The following is a 15,332-nucleotide window of genomic DNA, read 5'->3' as shown; positions in this document are numbered from 1 at the left end:
CTTCACGTGAACGGTCAGCGCGTCACCTCGACGTTCTCCAGCACGCCGAGCGCGTCAGGCACCAAGACGGCGACCGAGTAGTAGGCGCTGACCTGGTAGGACGCGATGGCTCTGGCGTCGATGCCGGTGAAGCGCACGCTCAGCCCCGGCTCGCGCTCGCCGGGGACGCCGCGGCGGTGGAGGCCGACGACGCCCTGATCCTCCTCGCCGGTGCGCAGGACGAGGATCGAGGTCGTGCCCTGCCCGCTGATCGGGATCTTGTCGCAGGGCAGGATGGGCACGCCGCGCCACGCGGTCATGCGCGCGCCGTCGATCTCGACGCTGTCGGGATAGAGACCCCTGGCGGTGCACTCGCGGTGGAAGGCGGCGACGGCGCGCGGATGGGCCAGGTAGAAGCGGGACTTCTTCCTGCGGCACAGCAGCTCGTCGAGGTCGTCGGGGGTGGGCGGGCCGGTGCGGGTGTGCACGCGCTGGCCGGGGTGGGCCTGGTGGAGCAGCCCGAAGTCGCGGTTGACGATCATCTCGCGCTCCTGCGACTCGCGTACCGCCTGGATGGTCAGGCGCAGCTGCTCCTCCTTCTGGTCCATCGGCTGGTTGTACAGGTCGGTGACCCGGTTGTGGACGCGCAGCACGGTCTGCGACACGCTCAGCTCGTACTCGCGCGGCCCCGGGTCGTAGTCGGCGAACGTGCCGGGCAGCGTCACCTCGCCGCGGTGCCCGGCGGCGGTGGCGATCTCGGCCTCGCCCTGCTTGTTCTGCGGCGCGGCCCTGCTCGCGCGGTGGGCGGCGAGCCGGTCGCGCAGCGCCGGTGACCGCTCGGCCAGCGCGTGGAGCTCCTCCCAGCGCAGGAACAGCACCGTGCAGGCGGTGTCGGCCGCCAGCGTGCAGTCCCACGGCTCGCCCTGGGCGGGCTCGTCGGCGCCGGCGTGGTCGCCGCCGGCCAGGACACCGGCGAAGGTCCGGGCGCCGTACGCGCCCGCCCGGAACCTCCGCACCCGCCCGCGCGCGACGACGACCAGCTCGTCCGCCGGCCGCCCGGCCCGCACGATCGTGTCGCCAGGCTCGTACTCGCGCTGCTCGAACCGCTCGGCGACCAGGTCGAGCACCTGGTCGCCTGCCAGGCCGTGCAGCGGCGGCAGCTCGGCCAGGGTCGGTGGGACGACGTGGATCCTGGCCCCGGTGTTGGCGAAGCTCACCCGGCCGCCGCCCACCGGATAGGTGAGCCGCCGGTTCACCCGGTAGACCCCGCCCGCGACGTCCACCCACGGGAGCACCCGCAGCAGCCAGCGCGGGGAGATCTCCCGCATCTGGGGTGACGTCTTGGTCGTCGTGGCCAGGTTGCGCGCCGCCGAGGTGTCAAGGCTCGACCTCTGGCCGGGCTCCGCTGTCATCACACCAACTCCTGACGAGAAATGAGAGCGGTTAGCCGTTCCTGCCGAGCTCGACGTCCTCCAGCACGCCGAGCGCGTCCGGCACCAGCACGGCGGCCGAGTAGTAGGCGCTGACCAGGTAGGAGATGACGGCCTTCTCGTTGATGTTCATGAAGCGGACCGACAGGCTCGGCTGGTACTCGTCGGGGATGCCGGTCTGGTGCAGGCCCACGACACCCTGGTTCTCCTGCCCGGTGCGCATGAGCAGGAAGGACGTCGTACGGGTGCCAGAGACCGGGATCTTGTTGCACGGGAAGATCGGCACACCCCGCCAGGCCGGCACCCGGTGGCCGCTGACCTCACTCGACTGCGGGTAGACGCCGCGCTTGCTGCACTCGCGGCCGAACGCGGCGATGGCCTGCGGGTGGGCCAGGAAGAACGACGGCTCCTTCCACACGGTCGACAGCAGGTCGTCGAGGTCGTCGGGGGTGGGCGGGCCGGAGCGAGTGCGGATGCGCTGGCCGAAGTCGGCGTTGTGGAGCAGGCCGAACTCCCTGTTGTTGATCAGCTCGTGCTCCTGGCGCTCGCGCAGGGCCTCGATCGTCAGACGCAGCTGCTGGTCGAGCTGGCTCATCGGCTGGTTGTACAGGTCGGAGACGCGGCTGTGCACGCGCAGGACCGTCTGGGCCACGCTCAGCTCGTATTCGCGCGGGGTCTGCTCATAGTCCACGAACGTGCCGGGCAGGACGGCCTCGCCGACGTGGCCGGCCGACATGTTGATCGCGGCCTCGCCGTAGTCGTTCTGCTCGCGGTCGCCGCTGGTGCGCCAGCGCTCGACGTGCTCGCGCAGCGCCGGGGCCTGCTCGGCGATCTGCTCGAAGTCCTGGCGGGAGAGCGTGAGCACGGTGGTGGCCGTCTTCGCGCGGGCCGAGAACTCGTGCCGGCCGCCCCCGGCCAGGGTCAGCTCGCCGAAGTGGTCGCCGTCGGCCAGCACGCCGAGGTTCTGCTCGTCTCCGTACGAGCCGTGCCCGACCTTGGCCACGCGGCCGTGCGCGATCAGCACGAGCCGGTCCACCTCGCCGCCCTCGGAGACGATCTCCTCGCCCGCCTCCACCTCGCGCTGGCTGAACCGGTCGGCCAGCGCGCCGAGCACGTCCATGTCGTCGAAGCCGCGCAGCATGGGCAGCTCGGTCAGCTCCGCCGGGATCACCCGCACCTCCGCGCCCGTGGTGGTGAAGGTGATCCGGCCGTCGCCCAGCGTGTACGTCAGCCGCCGGTTGACCCGGAACACGCCGCCCGAGCACTGCACCCACGGCAGCAGCCGCAGCAGCCACCGGCTGGTGATCTCCTGCATCTGCGGCGGCGTCTTGGTGGTCGTCGCGAGCTGTTTGGCCGCGTCGGTACTGAGGCTGAGCTGCCCGTTGCCGTTCTCGGGCGCCGTGGTGTGCGTGGTTTCCGTCATCGTGGTGCACCGCCAATCTGTGGATGGGACCTAGCGAGGGTTGCGGGAGGATCGGAGTTCGAGCGGCAGCGAGAACGTGAGGGTCTCCTCCGTCAGCGTCACCTGCTCCACGTCGGCGTATCCGCGGGCCGAGAGCCAGGCCAGTAATTCGCCGACCAGGCTCTCCGGCACGGACGCGCCGGAGCTCACCCCGACGGTCGCGACGCCGTCGAGCCAGCGTTCGTCGGCGTCGCAGGCCCGGTCGACCAGGTGGGCGGCGTGCGCGCCCGCGTTGAGCGCGACCTCGACCAGGCGTCGGCTGTTGGAGGAGTTCGGCGAGCCGACCACGATGACGAGCTCGCACTCCGGCGCGATCCTGGTGATCGCCTGCTGGCGGTTCTGGCTGGCGTAACAGATGTCGTCGCTCGGCGGATCGACCAGGCCGGGGAAGCGCTCGCGCAGCGCCGTGACGGCCCGCATGGTCTCGTCCACGGCCAGCGTGGTCTGCGACAGCCAGCTCATCCGGCCGGAGCCGGCCGTCGCCAGCTCGCCGGGCCTGGCCGGGTCCACGACGTGGATGCGGTCGGGAGCCTCGCCGAGCGTGCCCTCGACCTCCTCGTGCTCGGCGTGGCCGATGAGGACGATCTCGAAGCCCTCGTCCGCCATCCGCACGGCCTCCTTGTGCACCTTCGTGACCAGGGGGCAGGTGGCGTCGATCGAGCGCAGGCCGCGCCGCCCGGCCTTGTCCTTCACCGCGGGCGCGACGCCGTGGGCGGAGAAGACGACCAGCGCGCCGTCGGGGACCTCGTCGAGCTCCTCGACGAAGACCGCGCCGCGCCTGGTCAGGTCCTCGACCACGAAGGTGTTGTGGACGATCTGTTTACGCACGTAGACGGGGGGTCCGAAGCGTCTCAGCGCCTCTTCCACCGTCATGATCGCGCGTTCCACGCCCGCGCAGTAGCCGCGCGGGGCAGCGAGAAGTACCCGTCCCATCCGGGGGTCCCCTTACTTGGTGCGGTGGGCGAGCTGGTCGGCCATGAGGGCCAGCACGCCGGCGGCCTCCGGCTTGATCTGCGCCCGGCCCAGAGCGGTCATGGCCTGGCCGACCCGTTCATCGATCATCTGCTCGACCCTGGCCAGCGCGCCCGTGTCGATCAGGATCTGCCGCACCTGCGCGGCGTGCTCCTCGTCCAGCGCCGGATTGCCGTGCCAGGCCCGCAGCTGGACGAGCTGGGCGGCGGAGGCGTGCTGCACGGCGTGCGCGAACATCACCGTCTGCTTGCCCTCCCGCAGGTCGTCCAGCGCCGACTTGCCGGTCTGCGCCGACGAGCCGAACGTGCCGAGCACGTCGTCGCGCAGCTGGAACGCCTCGCCCAGGGGCACGCCGAAGCGGGAGTACTCGTCCAGCAGCTCCAGCGGGGCGCCGGCCAGCGCGCCCCCGATCTGCAGCGGCCGCTCGACGGTGTATTTCGCGCTCTTGTAGCGGATCACCGTCAGCGCCTCCTCCTCGGTGGCGCCCGAGCGGAGCTGCGCGAGCACGTCGAGGTACTGGCCGCTGATGACCTCGGTGCGCATGGTGTCGAACACGTGGTGCGCGGAACGCAGCCGCGCGCCCTCCACGCCGCACGAGGACAGCAGCGCGTCGGACCAGGCCAGGCTGAGGGTGCCGAGCAGGATGCCGCCCGCCCGGCCGAACGCCTCCGCGCCCGGCCCGTCGTGCAGCCCGGCCAGGCTCATGTGGACGGTCGAGCGGCCCCGGCGCAGCTCGCTGCCGTCCATGATGTCGTCGTGGATCAACAGGCCCGCATGACACAGCTCAAGGGCGGCGGCGGCGCTGATGATCTCCTCACAGTCGTCGCCGCCGGCGCCGCGCCAGCCCCAGTAACACAGCTGCGGCCGGACGCGCTTGCCGCCGCCGAGGATGAACGAGGACAGCAGGCCGTAGGCGGCCTCCACGCCCGGGTCGGAGACCTGGGTGCGCCAGGTTTCCAGGAATCCGCTCAGCCGCTGATCAATGCGTGAACCAAGGGAATGCTGGGTGAAGCCCACCGGCATACGCACGGCTCCTTCTCTCTCCAGTCGGTCACTACCCCTAGTTACTCATCGAATACGGAGAGTGTAAAGCTTCTGCCACCGCTTGACCATGGGCAGCCCGGAAGAACGCCAGGTCGCCGGCGTCATTTCGAGGGCACGACAAAACGGCCCCCCACGGGTGTCGTCACTCGTGGGGGGCCCGAAGAAGGTCGGAGCGGGCTGGTTACGGGGTGAGGGGAGGCTGCTGCCGGTCCGTGAGCGGCTGACCGCCGAGCTCGAACGTCATGCCGCGCGGGCCGGCCATGCTGATCACCGGGCGTCCGAGCAGTTCGCTCGCCCGGTGCACCGCCTCCTGGAAGTGGCGCTGGAGCTCCGGGTCGTCCACGGCGGACAGGCGGAGCGAGCCCTTCTCCGCGAGCTCCTTGGCGAGCCATTCGGACATGTTCCCCCGGAAGCGGGCGGCCTCGTCCGGGGTGAGGGGGGTCGGTGCCATGAGGGCAGTCTAGGCGCTCGCCTCAAGGCCGGAGCCGTTTGGAGAGCTGCGTGGGGGTATGCGGCTTTTGTCGCCTCTGGCTGAGGAGAACGAGGATGAAGGCAGTCACCTGGCACGGTAAGCGTGACGTGCGGGTCGAGGACGTCCCCGACCCGTCGATCAAGGAGCCCACCGACGCTGTCATCAGAGTGACCAGCACCGGGATCTGCGGCTCCGACCTGCACCTGTACGAGGTGCTCGGGCCCTTCATGGCCGAGGGCGACATCCTCGGGCACGAGCCCATGGGCGTCGTCGAGGAGGTCGGGTCGGCCGTCTCCGGCATCCGGCCGGGCGACCGCGTGGTCGTCCCGTTCAACATCGCCTGCGGCCACTGCCACATGTGCGGGCTGGAGCTGTACGCCCAGTGCGAGACCACCCAGGTGCGCGAGCACGGCATGGGCGCCGCCCTGTTCGGCTACACCAGGCTCTACGGCCAGGTGCCCGGCGGGCAGGCCGAGTACCTGCGGGTGCCCGAGGCCCAGTTCGGCCCGATCAAGGTCCCCGAGGGGCCGCCGGACGAGCGCTTCCTGTACCTCTCCGACGTGCTGCCGACCGCCTGGCAGGCCGTCGCGTACGCGGAGCTCCCCGAGGGCGGCAGCGTCACCGTCTTCGGGCTCGGGCCGATCGGCCAGATGTGCGCCCGCATCGCCCGCCACCTCGGCCACCGCGTGATCGGCGTGGACGGCGTCACCGCCCGCCTGGAGATGGCCCGCCGCCACGGCATCGAGGTGATCGACGCCAGTGAGGTCACCGACGTCCCCGGGGAGATCCGCGCACGCACCGGCGGGCGCGGCACGGACTCCGTCATCGACGCGGTCGGCATGGAGGCCCACGGCTCGACCGCGGCCAAGCTCGCCCAGACGCTCACCGGGCTGCTGCCCGGCGCGGTGGCCGCGCCGCTCATGACGAACGCGGGCGTCGACCGGCTGGCGGCGCTCAACCAGGCCATCGACGCCGTCAGGCGCGGCGGGGTCATCTCGGTCATCGGCGTCTACGGCGGCATGACCGACCCGATGCCCATGCTGCGCATGTTCGACAAGGGCATCACGCTGCGCATGGGCCAGGCGCACGTCAGGAGATGGATCGGCGCGCTCATGCCCCTGGTGACCGACGACTCCGACCCGCTGGGCGTGATGGACCTGACCACGCACCGGCTGCCGCTGGAGCGGGCGCCGCAGGCGTACGAGATGTTCCAGAAGAAGTCCGACGGCGCGGTGAAGATCCTGCTGCAGCCGTAACGTCGCAGGTCACCGGTGGTGGATCGACGTTTCGTGGCCCGGGGGGCGGGCAGCGGAGCACCCATGAGAGTCGTCGTGGTGGGTGCTACCGGGAACGTCGGCACCAGCGTCGTACGCGCGCTGGCCGCGGACGAGGACGTGAGCTCGATCGTCGGGGTCGCCCGCCGGCTGCCCGGCTGGCGGATCGACCGCACCGACTGGCGGCGGGCCGACGTGGCCACCGACGACCTGACCAGGATCTTCGACGGCGCGGACGCCGTGGTGCACCTGGCCTGGCTGTTCCAGCCGACCCGGCATCCCGAGGTCACCTGGCGGGCCAACGTGCTGGGCAGCATGCGGGTCTTCCGCGCCGTGGCGGAGGCGGGGGTACCGGCGCTGGTCCACGCCTCGTCCGTCGGGGCGTACTCGCCGGGGCCGAAGGATCGGCCGGTCGACGAGAGCTGGCCCACGCACGGCTGGCCGGGGGCGGCGTACGGGCGGGAGAAGGCGTACGTGGAACGGGTGCTCGACGTGTTCGAGCACGACCATCCTCACGTCCGGGTCGTACGCATGCGCCCCGGTTTCATCTTCCAGCGCGTCGCCGCGACCGAGCAGCGCAGGCTGTTCGGCGGGCCCTTCGTGCCCAGGCGGCTCGTCAGGGCCGGGCGGATCCCGTTCGTGCCGGACATCCCAGGACTGCGGCTGCAGGTGCTGCACGCCGCCGACGCGGCCGAGGCTTATCGGCTGGCCGTCACCAAGGAAGTGCGGGGCGCGTTCAACATCGCCGCCGAGCCCGTGCTCGACCCGCACGACCTGGCCGAGCTGCTCGGCGCCCGCACGGTCCCGGTGCCGCGCGGCCTGGCCAGGGCGGCGGTGGCGGCGGGCTGGCACCTGCGGCTCGTGCCCGCCGCGCCAGGGCTGCTCGAACTGTTCCTGCGCATCCCGGTCATGCGGACCGACCGCGCGCGGGAGGTGCTGGGCTGGGCCCCGCGCTACTCCTCGTTCGAGGCCATGCGGGAGCTGTTCGAAGGCATGCACGACGGCGCGGGGATGGAGACCGCGCCACTGGCGCCCGACGGGGGGCCGATGGCCCGCGTTCGCGAGCTCGCCACCGGCATCGGCGGACGCCCGTAACCACATGACTGTGTGTAAGATCCGGCCGCAGGGGAAGATGTCAGATCACGCGGGGTCCTGAAGCGTGGCCGGTGTGTCGAAACGGCACGGAGGAGCGCATGCGTACCCTGATCGCCCAGGACTTCACTCTCCAAGACCTGACGAAGCTGCGCCACGCCGTGTCCGAGCAGGCCAGAAGCTGCGGGCTGCACGGCCCGAGGCTCGACGACTTCGTGCTGGCGGTGCACGAGAGCGTGGTCAACGCCATCGAGCACGCGGGCGGGCGCGGGCGGTTCAAGCTGTGGACGGTCGACGGGGTCATCCGCTCCGAGACCAGTGACCGGGGCGCGGGCATTCCCGAGGCGTACATGAACGGCGCCAAGCGGCCTTCCGACGAGTCCCACACCGGGCGGGGGATCTACCTGATCAGGCGGCTGTGCGACGCCGCCGACTTCCGCACCGGGCCCGGCGGCACCACGGTCCTGCTGACCATGCGGTTACCACGGGAGAGCGGTCCGAGGGCGTCGAGGAGCATGCGGCGCATCCGGGTCACGGCGCCGGGCGGGCGCCCGTTCGGCCGCTTCACCGCGTGAGCCTCCGCGTGATCGCCGCGCCCGGGTCCCGGGCCGTCTGACCTGGCCGGGCGCCGGGTAGGCTCAAGGCGACGGAAAGGGATCACTACGTGAGCGGCGAAGAGCTTTCCCCCGGGATCATCTCTCCTGTCCGGCGCATCGGACGGCGCGAGTTCGATTTCGAGCGCCAGGTCGCCATCATGGCCATCGTCAACAGGACGCCCAACTCCTTCCACGACCAGGGCAGCACGTTCGAGCTCGACCGCGCGGTCGAGGCGGCGACGCGGGCCGTGGACGAGGGGGCAGACTGGGTCGACATCGGCGGCTTCGCCTTCTCCGCGGCCCAGGCCCACATCGACGTGGCGGAGGAGATCGACCGGGTGGCCCCGGTCATCGCCAGGGTCAGGGCCGCCACCGACGCGGTGATCTCGGTCGACACCCACCGCCCCGAGGTGGCCAGGGCCGCCCTTGAGGCGGGCGCCGACGTCATCAACGACACCAACGGCCTGCGCGAGCCCGGCCTGGCCGAGGTCGCCGCCGAGACCGGCGCCGGCGTCATCGTCACCCACAGCCTGGGCGGCCCCGGCCGCCGGGTCTTCCGGCCGAGCTACGCCGACGTCGTGTCCGAGGTGGCCGACTTCCTGCGCGAACGGGTCTCGGCCGCGCTCAAGGCTGGCATCCTGCCGGAGAAGATCATCATCGATCCCGGCCACGACCTCAACAAGAACACCTTCCACTCCCTGGAGCTGACGCGCCGGCTGGAGGAGATCACCTCGATCGGCTACCCCACGCTGGTGGCGCTGTCCAACAAGGACTTCATCGGCGAGACGCTCGACCGTCCCCAGGGCGAGCGGAAGGAGGGCACGATCGCCGCCAACGTGGTCTCCATCCTCAAGGGCGCCCGCATCCTGCGCGTCCACGACGTCGCGGCGACCGTCGCGTCCGTACGCATGACCGAGGCCGTGCTCGGCTGGCGCGGCCCCGCCGCCCCCAGTCACAACCTGGCGTGAGGAGAGCACATCCGTGAGCGACCGCAAGCCCGTCGGCATGCCCTTCGAGAGCTGGATCGACCGGCAGATCCGCGAGGCCGAGGAGCGCGGCGAGTTCGACGACCTGCCCGGCAAGGGCAAACCGCTGCCGAACCTCGACCGGTACCTCGACGACATGTGGTGGATCAAGCAGAAGGTCGAGAGCGAGGGGCTGTCCATGCCCCTGCCGCCCACGCTGGCACTGCGCAAGGACGCCGAACGGGCCCTGGCCGAGGCACGCGGGGCCCGCTCGGAGACCGAGGCCAGGCGGATCGTGACGGAGATCAACGAACGGATCCGCGAGGCGATCAGGACGGGGCTGTCCGGGCCGCCGCTCAACCTGATGCCCTTCGACGCGGACGAGATCGTCGCGGAGTGGCGCCGGGCCCACAGAAAGAGGTGACCGGCCGGCGACCCGGGTCAGGCGGGTCGCCGGCCGGCCGGGTCATCTCAGTTGACGGGCGGGTAGGCGTTCTGCAGCAGCTGCCTGAACTGGGCGGAGAACCACTGCCCTGACAGCGGCGCGTCGGCCAGCGCCCCCGACATGTTGTTGCCGTTGAGGTCGTTGCCGGGGTAGGTCGGGTCGCACATCCGGTCGAACTTCTTGCCCTCGTCGTTCGGGATGTCCTCACTGGCGCCGTCGGACTCGCCGGGCGGCTTGATCCAGACGTAGGCGTCGAGGCCGCCGGCCGGAGCAGCGGTCGGCCGCGCGCCCAGGCCCGCGCCGCTCTGGTTGCACCAGTTGCCGGCGTGGATGCGGCGGTCGGTGCGCGACTGGTTGACGAACTCGTCCACGTTGGTCGACGTGCTCGGGCCGCTCGGGCGGGCGCTGCCGCCCCAGCCGTTGCGCGAGGTGTCGATCAGCATGCCGAGGCCGGAGCGGAAGCCCTTGGCGATCAGGGCGGTGCGCAGGGCGACGGCGAAGGACTGCTCGTCCACGTAGTAGTTCCAGTCGACCCACTTGGACTGGCGCACCGAGGTGCCGTTCACCGTGGTGTTGATGGTGAAGTGCGGCTCGGTCGTCGCGGAGTAGTTGGCGGTGTTGACGATGAAGCCGTCCACGCTGTCCACGCCAGCGGTGGTGCCGGCCACCGTCTCGTAGAAGAGGTTGACGGAGGGCTGGAAGTTCGAGTCCCAGCCGAGCCACGCGTGGTGGGCGGCGTCGATGTAGGTGTAGACGTTGGTGATGGCGTGCAACTGGTTGAGCGCGTACCGGACGCCGTCACGATAGCCGCCGGCGCCGTTGGCCTCGCGGCAGTCGGCGAACCTGTCCAGGTTGGTGACGAGATTCGGCAGCGAGTCGGGCTCGATGATGGTGACGATGCGCAGGTTCGCGTAGGCGGACTCGCGGAGGATGGCCGCGATCGGGTCGATGTACTCCGTCTTGTAGCGGTTGAAGCCGTCCTCGGAGATGCGCAGCTCGCCGTTGGAGGCCAGCGCCGAGCAGTCGCGGTTGGGCAGGTTGTAGATGACGACCTGGATGGTCAGCGGCGCGGAGCCGTTGGCGGCGTCCTGCCTGACGGCCTCGTCCAGGTGGGCGCGCAGGCCCATGGCGCCGGACGCGCCGGCGATGGCCGCGATGCGGTCCATCCACACGGCCGTGGAGACGTTGGCGACCGCCGAGCCGCCGGGCTCGGCCGCGGCCCTGGCGCTCCAGTTCGGGTTCACGTAGCCGGTGGCTCCCGCGTACGGGTTCTCCACGTGGGTCGGGGTGGGCCCGCCGTCGTCGTCGGCCTCGGTGGCGGTGACCGTCCGCGAGGTCAGGCCGGTGGAGGCGACGGTGAAGGTCCGGCTGCCGGCGGCGGTGTCGGAGTCCTGCGCGGCGGCCAGGGTGACCGTCTGCGGGGTGTTCCAGTTCGACGTGGTGAAGGCGAGGCTGCCGCCGGAGGAGACGGTGAGGTCGGCGTCGCCGCTGCCCGCCGTGGTCGTGACGGTCACGCCGGAGGCGGGCTGGGCGGCCAGCCGCACGGTGAAGGTGCCGGTCGAGCCCTCGGGCACGGTCACCGCGGCCGGCGTGACGACGAGTGACTGCTCCACGGTGGCGTCGTCGTCGACCTCGGTGGCGCTCACCGTGGCGCCGGTGACGCCGGTGCCGCTGACGCTGAAGGAGGCGGTGCCCGCCGTGGTGTCGGAGTCCTGGGCGGCGGCCAGGGTGACCGTCTGCGCGGTGCTCCAGTTCGACGGCGTGAAGGTGAGTGAGGCGCCCGAGCTGACGGTCAGGTCCGTGTCACCGCTGGTCCGCGCGGTGGTGACGGTCACGTTCGAGCTCGGCGCCGAGGAGAGCCTGGCGGTGAACGTCGCCGTGCCGCCCTCGTTGACCGCGACCGCGCTGGCGGAGGTGACCACCGACGGGGTGGTGGGGGTCGTGCCGCCGCAGGTGGTGCCGTTGACGCTGAACGAGGTCGGGTTCGGGTTGGTGCCGGACCAGGTGCCGTTGAAGCCCACCGAGACCGAGGCGCCCGTGGCCAGGCTCCCGTTGTACGGCATGTTGGTCCCGGTCACCCGGGAGCCCGACTGACTCCAGTTGGCCCCCCAGCCGGTGGGGGTGTAGCGCTGCGTGGTCGTCGGGTAGTCGAAGGCCAGCGACCACGACGAGATGGGGTCGCCGGTGTTCTTCAGCGTGATGTTCGCGGTGAAACCGCCCTGACCAGGGCTGCTCGTCCACGAGTTGGCTGTGTAGGTCACGTCGCAGGCGACGGCGGCGTTCGCGGCCGTGCTCTGGCCGGCGACGAGCCCTAAGGCCGCGACACTCGCGGCGGTCATGGTCACGGCCCATTTGCGGAGGCCGCGGTGGAGTCTCACTTGCGATCATCTCCAGTGCTTAGGTGGCTGGGAGCGCTCCCATGGTCTGTCGCGGCCGGATCCGTGTCGAGAGCCCGCTTGATCGCGGGGTTTCGACCGCCCCGCATGCTCGCCGAATGCCCTCCGACACAGATGAAACTTTCATCCCGGCCAGCCTGGTGAGAGGAAACACGGGGGTCACCGACACGCCATTCCGTTGACATACGCCGGAGGGCATCCACAATCCCGTTTGGGAGCGCTCCCAACCCCCTACTCCCATGGAGACCCCGTGAAGCACAGACCTCCGATTCTCTTGACCCGGTTGGCGAGACGGCTCGCCGTGGCCACGACGCTCGTCCTCGTCGCGGGCGCGACCGCGGCCGTCACGGCCGCTCCCGCCCAGGCCGCGGTGGCCTGCGATGTGACGTACGCGGCCAACCAGTGGACGAGCGGCCAGAACCAGGGCGGTTTCACCGCGAACATCACGCTGAAGAACACCGGCGACCCCATCACGTCCTGGTCCTTGGCCTTCGACTTCCCGACCACGGGCCAGCGCTACACCCCGACCGGCTGGGGCGCCAACTGGAGCCAGTCGGGCCCCCGCGTGACCGGCACCAACATGCCCTGGAACGGCAGCCTGGCCACCGGCGCCTCCACCAACATCGGCTTCAACGGCACCTGGACGGGCAGCAACCCGAGCCCGGCCACGTTCAGCGTCAACGGGGTCACCTGCGGCGCCACAGGCAACGCGCCCACCGTGGCGCTGACCTCGCCCGCCGCGGGCCAGACGTTCACCGCCCCCGCCACCGTGCCGATCACGGCCACCGCCGCCGACTCCGACGGCACCGTCGCCAAGGTCGACTTCTACCAGGGCTCCACGCTGCTGGGCACCGACACCTCCTCCCCCTACGCCTACACCTGGTCGAACGTGGCCGCCGGCAGCTACTCGATCACGGCCAGGGCCACCGACAACAGCGGCCTGGTCACGACCTCCGCCCCGGTCGGCATCACGGTCTCGCCGGACTCGGGCCCGGCGCTCGTGGTGAGCCCGACGACCATCTCCGTGCCGGAGGACGGCACCGCCTCCTTCGGTGTGCGGCTGTCGCAGGCGCCCTCGGCGAACGTGAGCGTCTCGGTCGCCCGCGTCAGCGGTGACGCGGACCTCACCGTCTCCGGCTCCGCGACCAGGACGTTCACGCCGTCGAACTGGAACACCGTGCAGAACGTCACGCTGGCCGCGGCCGACGACGCCGACACCACGGCCGGCTCGGCCGTCTTCCGGGTCAGCGCCACCGGCTACACCGCGGTGGACGTGACGGCGAACGAGGCGGACGACGACGTCGGCGGCGACAACGAGTACGTGGCCCGCTTCGTCGAGCTCTACAACGAGCTGCACGACCCGGCCAACGGCTACTTCTCGCCCGAGGGCGTGCCGTACCACTCGATCGAGACGTTCATGGTCGAGGCGCCGGACCACGGGCACGAGACCACGTCCGAGGCCTACAGCTACTACCTGTGGCTGGAGGCGACGTACGGGCAGGTGACCGGCGACTGGTCGAAGTTCAACGCCGCGTGGGCCTCGATGGAGAAGTACATCATCCCGGCCACCGCCGACCAGCCGACGAACTCCTTCTACGACCCCTCGAAGCCGGCGACGTACGCGGCCGAGTACAACACGATCAACAGTTACCCGACGCAGATCGACTCCAGTGTCAGCGTCGGCACCGACCCGATCGCCGGCGAGCTGCAGAGCGCGTACGGCACCCGCGACGTCTACGGCATGCACTGGCTGCTCGACGTCGACAACACCTACGGCTTCGGCCGCTGCGGCGACGGCACGACCAGGCCCGCCTACATCAACACCTACCAGCGCGGCCCCGAGGAGTCGGTCTTCGAGACGATCCCGCAGCCGTCCTGCGACACCTTCGCCCACGGCGGCACCAACGGCTACCTGGACCTGTTCATCAAGGACGCCTCGTACGCCAAGCAGTGGAAGTACACCAACGCCCCCGACGCCGACGCCCGGGCGGTCCAGGCCGCCTACTGGGCGCTGACCTGGGCCAAGGAGCAGAACAAGGCCGGCGACATCTCCGCCACCGTGGCCAAGGCCGCCAAGATGGGCGACTACCTGCGCTACGCGATGTACGACAAGTACTTCAAGCAGCCCGGGTGCACGAGCCCGTCGTGCCCGGCGGGCACCGGCAAGAACGCCTCCAACTACCTGCTGTCCTGGTACTACGCCTGGGGCGGCGCGACCGACTCCAATGCCGGCTGGGCCTGGCGCATCGGCTCCAGCCACAACCACGCCGGCTACCAGAACCCGTTCGCGGCCTGGGCACTGTCCAACGTGACCGAGCTGCGGCCGAAGAGCTCGACCGGCGCGGCCGACTGGAGCACCAGCCTGACCAGGCAGCTGCAGTTCTACACGTGGCTGCAGTCGGCCGAGGGCGCCATCGCCGGCGGCGCCACCAACAGCTGGGAGGGCCACTACGCCACGCCGCCGTCCGGGCTGCCGAAGTTCCACGGCATGACCTACGACTGGCAGCCGGTCTACCACGATCCGCCGTCGAACCAGTGGTTCGGCTTCCAGGCGTGGACGATGGACCGGGTGGCGCAGCTCTACTACGCCACCGGCAACGCCGACGCCAAGGCGCTGCTGGACAAGTGGGTGTCGTGGGCGCTGGACAACACCACGATCAACGCCGACGGCAGCTACCAGATCCCGTCCACGCTGCGCTGGACCGGCCAGCCCGCGGGCAACTTCAGCGCCACGTCCGGCATGCCGCCGGCCAACCCGGGCCTGCACGTGACCGTCGTGGACCACACGCAGGACGTGGGCGTCGCGGGCGCGTACGCCAAGGTGCTGATGTACTACGCGGCCAGGGCCGACCACGCCGAGGCCCGTGACACGGCCAAGGCGCTGCTCGACGGCATCTGGGACAACCGTGACGCCGAGGGCGTGTCGGTGCCGGAGACCAAGACCGACTACCAGCGCGTGGACGACCCCGTGTACGTCCCGGCCGGCTGGAGCGGCGAGATGCCCAACGGCGACCCGATCAACTCGAACTCCACGTTCCTGTCGATCAGGTCGTTCTACGAGGACGACCCGGACTGGCCGCGGGTGCAGGCGTTCCTGAACGGCAACGGCCCGGCGCCGGTCTTCAACTACCACCGCTTCTGGGCGCAGGTGGACGTCGCCGTCGCCCTGGCCGAGTACGGGCGGCTCTTCCCGTGAGCAAGGCAA

Annotated in this window: 12 protein-coding genes; 6 read left to right on the top strand and 6 right to left on the bottom strand. The window is 70.8% G+C overall.

From position 1 onward, the window contains the following. Nucleotides 1–14: 14 nt before the first annotated feature. From AB0C27_RS21595 to AB0C27_RS21575, 5 genes are all read right to left on the bottom strand, one after another. On the bottom strand, nucleotides 15–1,391 hold the full coding sequence (locus AB0C27_RS21595; protein ID WP_357846527.1) for a family 2B encapsulin nanocompartment shell protein: 1,377 nt from the start codon (nucleotides 1,389–1,391) through the stop codon (nucleotides 15–17). A 31-nt stretch (nucleotides 1,392–1,422) separates the two neighbouring features. Then, a complete protein-coding gene (locus AB0C27_RS21590; RefSeq protein WP_357846525.1) occupies nucleotides 1,423–2,832 on the bottom strand; it encodes a family 2B encapsulin nanocompartment shell protein in 1,410 nt (469 codons plus the stop codon). Between the two features lie 30 nt (nucleotides 2,833–2,862). Then, the gene (locus tag AB0C27_RS21585) at nucleotides 2,863–3,804 is read right to left on the bottom strand and encodes a 4-hydroxy-3-methylbut-2-enyl diphosphate reductase (protein WP_357846523.1); all 942 of its coding nucleotides are present in this window, start codon (nucleotides 3,802–3,804) and stop codon (nucleotides 2,863–2,865) included. 12 nt (nucleotides 3,805–3,816) lie between these two features. Further along, complete coding sequence (locus AB0C27_RS21580; RefSeq protein ID WP_357846659.1) at nucleotides 3,817–4,866, bottom strand: polyprenyl synthetase family protein; 1,050 nt, start codon at nucleotides 4,864–4,866, stop codon at nucleotides 3,817–3,819. 202 nt (nucleotides 4,867–5,068) lie between these two features. Beyond that, complete coding sequence (locus AB0C27_RS21575; protein WP_357846521.1) at nucleotides 5,069–5,338, bottom strand: hypothetical protein; 270 nt, start codon at nucleotides 5,336–5,338, stop codon at nucleotides 5,069–5,071. A gap of 95 nt (nucleotides 5,339–5,433) precedes the next feature. On the opposite strand from AB0C27_RS21575, the gene AB0C27_RS21570 reads away from it, so the two are divergent. From AB0C27_RS21570 to AB0C27_RS21550, 5 genes are all read left to right on the top strand, one after another. Next, nucleotides 5,434–6,615, top strand: coding sequence for a zinc-dependent alcohol dehydrogenase (locus AB0C27_RS21570; protein WP_357846519.1), 1,182 nt, complete (start codon nucleotides 5,434–5,436; stop codon nucleotides 6,613–6,615). A gap of 63 nt (nucleotides 6,616–6,678) precedes the next feature. Beyond that, nucleotides 6,679–7,728, top strand: a complete 1,050-nt coding sequence (locus AB0C27_RS21565; RefSeq protein ID WP_357846517.1) for an NAD-dependent epimerase/dehydratase family protein — start codon at nucleotides 6,679–6,681, stop codon at nucleotides 7,726–7,728. Between the two features lie 98 nt (nucleotides 7,729–7,826). After that, complete coding sequence (locus AB0C27_RS21560) at nucleotides 7,827–8,300, top strand: ATP-binding protein (RefSeq protein WP_357846515.1); 474 nt, start codon at nucleotides 7,827–7,829, stop codon at nucleotides 8,298–8,300. A gap of 89 nt (nucleotides 8,301–8,389) precedes the next feature. Beyond that, nucleotides 8,390–9,289, top strand: coding sequence for a dihydropteroate synthase (gene folP / locus AB0C27_RS21555; protein WP_357846513.1), 900 nt, complete (start codon nucleotides 8,390–8,392; stop codon nucleotides 9,287–9,289). A 13-nt stretch (nucleotides 9,290–9,302) separates the two neighbouring features. Continuing rightward, on the top strand, nucleotides 9,303–9,710 hold the full coding sequence (locus tag AB0C27_RS21550; protein ID WP_357846511.1) for a DUF1992 domain-containing protein: 408 nt from the start codon (nucleotides 9,303–9,305) through the stop codon (nucleotides 9,708–9,710). 47 nt (nucleotides 9,711–9,757) lie between these two features. On the opposite strand, the gene AB0C27_RS21545 is transcribed toward AB0C27_RS21550, so the two are convergent. Next, nucleotides 9,758–12,070, bottom strand: a complete 2,313-nt coding sequence (locus AB0C27_RS21545) for a glycoside hydrolase family 6 protein (protein WP_357846508.1) — start codon at nucleotides 12,068–12,070, stop codon at nucleotides 9,758–9,760. 340 nt (nucleotides 12,071–12,410) lie between these two features. Here AB0C27_RS21545 and AB0C27_RS21540 point away from each other — a divergent pair, with 340 nt between their 5' ends. Then, the gene (locus AB0C27_RS21540) at nucleotides 12,411–15,323 is read left to right on the top strand and encodes a glycoside hydrolase family 48 protein (RefSeq protein ID WP_357846506.1); all 2,913 of its coding nucleotides are present in this window, start codon (nucleotides 12,411–12,413) and stop codon (nucleotides 15,321–15,323) included. Nucleotides 15,324–15,332 lie beyond the last annotated feature (9 nt).

Origin of the sequence: Nonomuraea sp. NPDC048882, assembly GCF_040649755.1 — a bacterium.
In the GTDB taxonomy this organism is placed as follows: domain Bacteria; phylum Actinomycetota; class Actinomycetes; order Streptosporangiales; family Streptosporangiaceae; genus Nonomuraea; species Nonomuraea maheshkhaliensis.
Note: the sequence above shows the minus strand (reverse complement) of the source record. Positions and strands in the feature narration are given on the sequence as shown.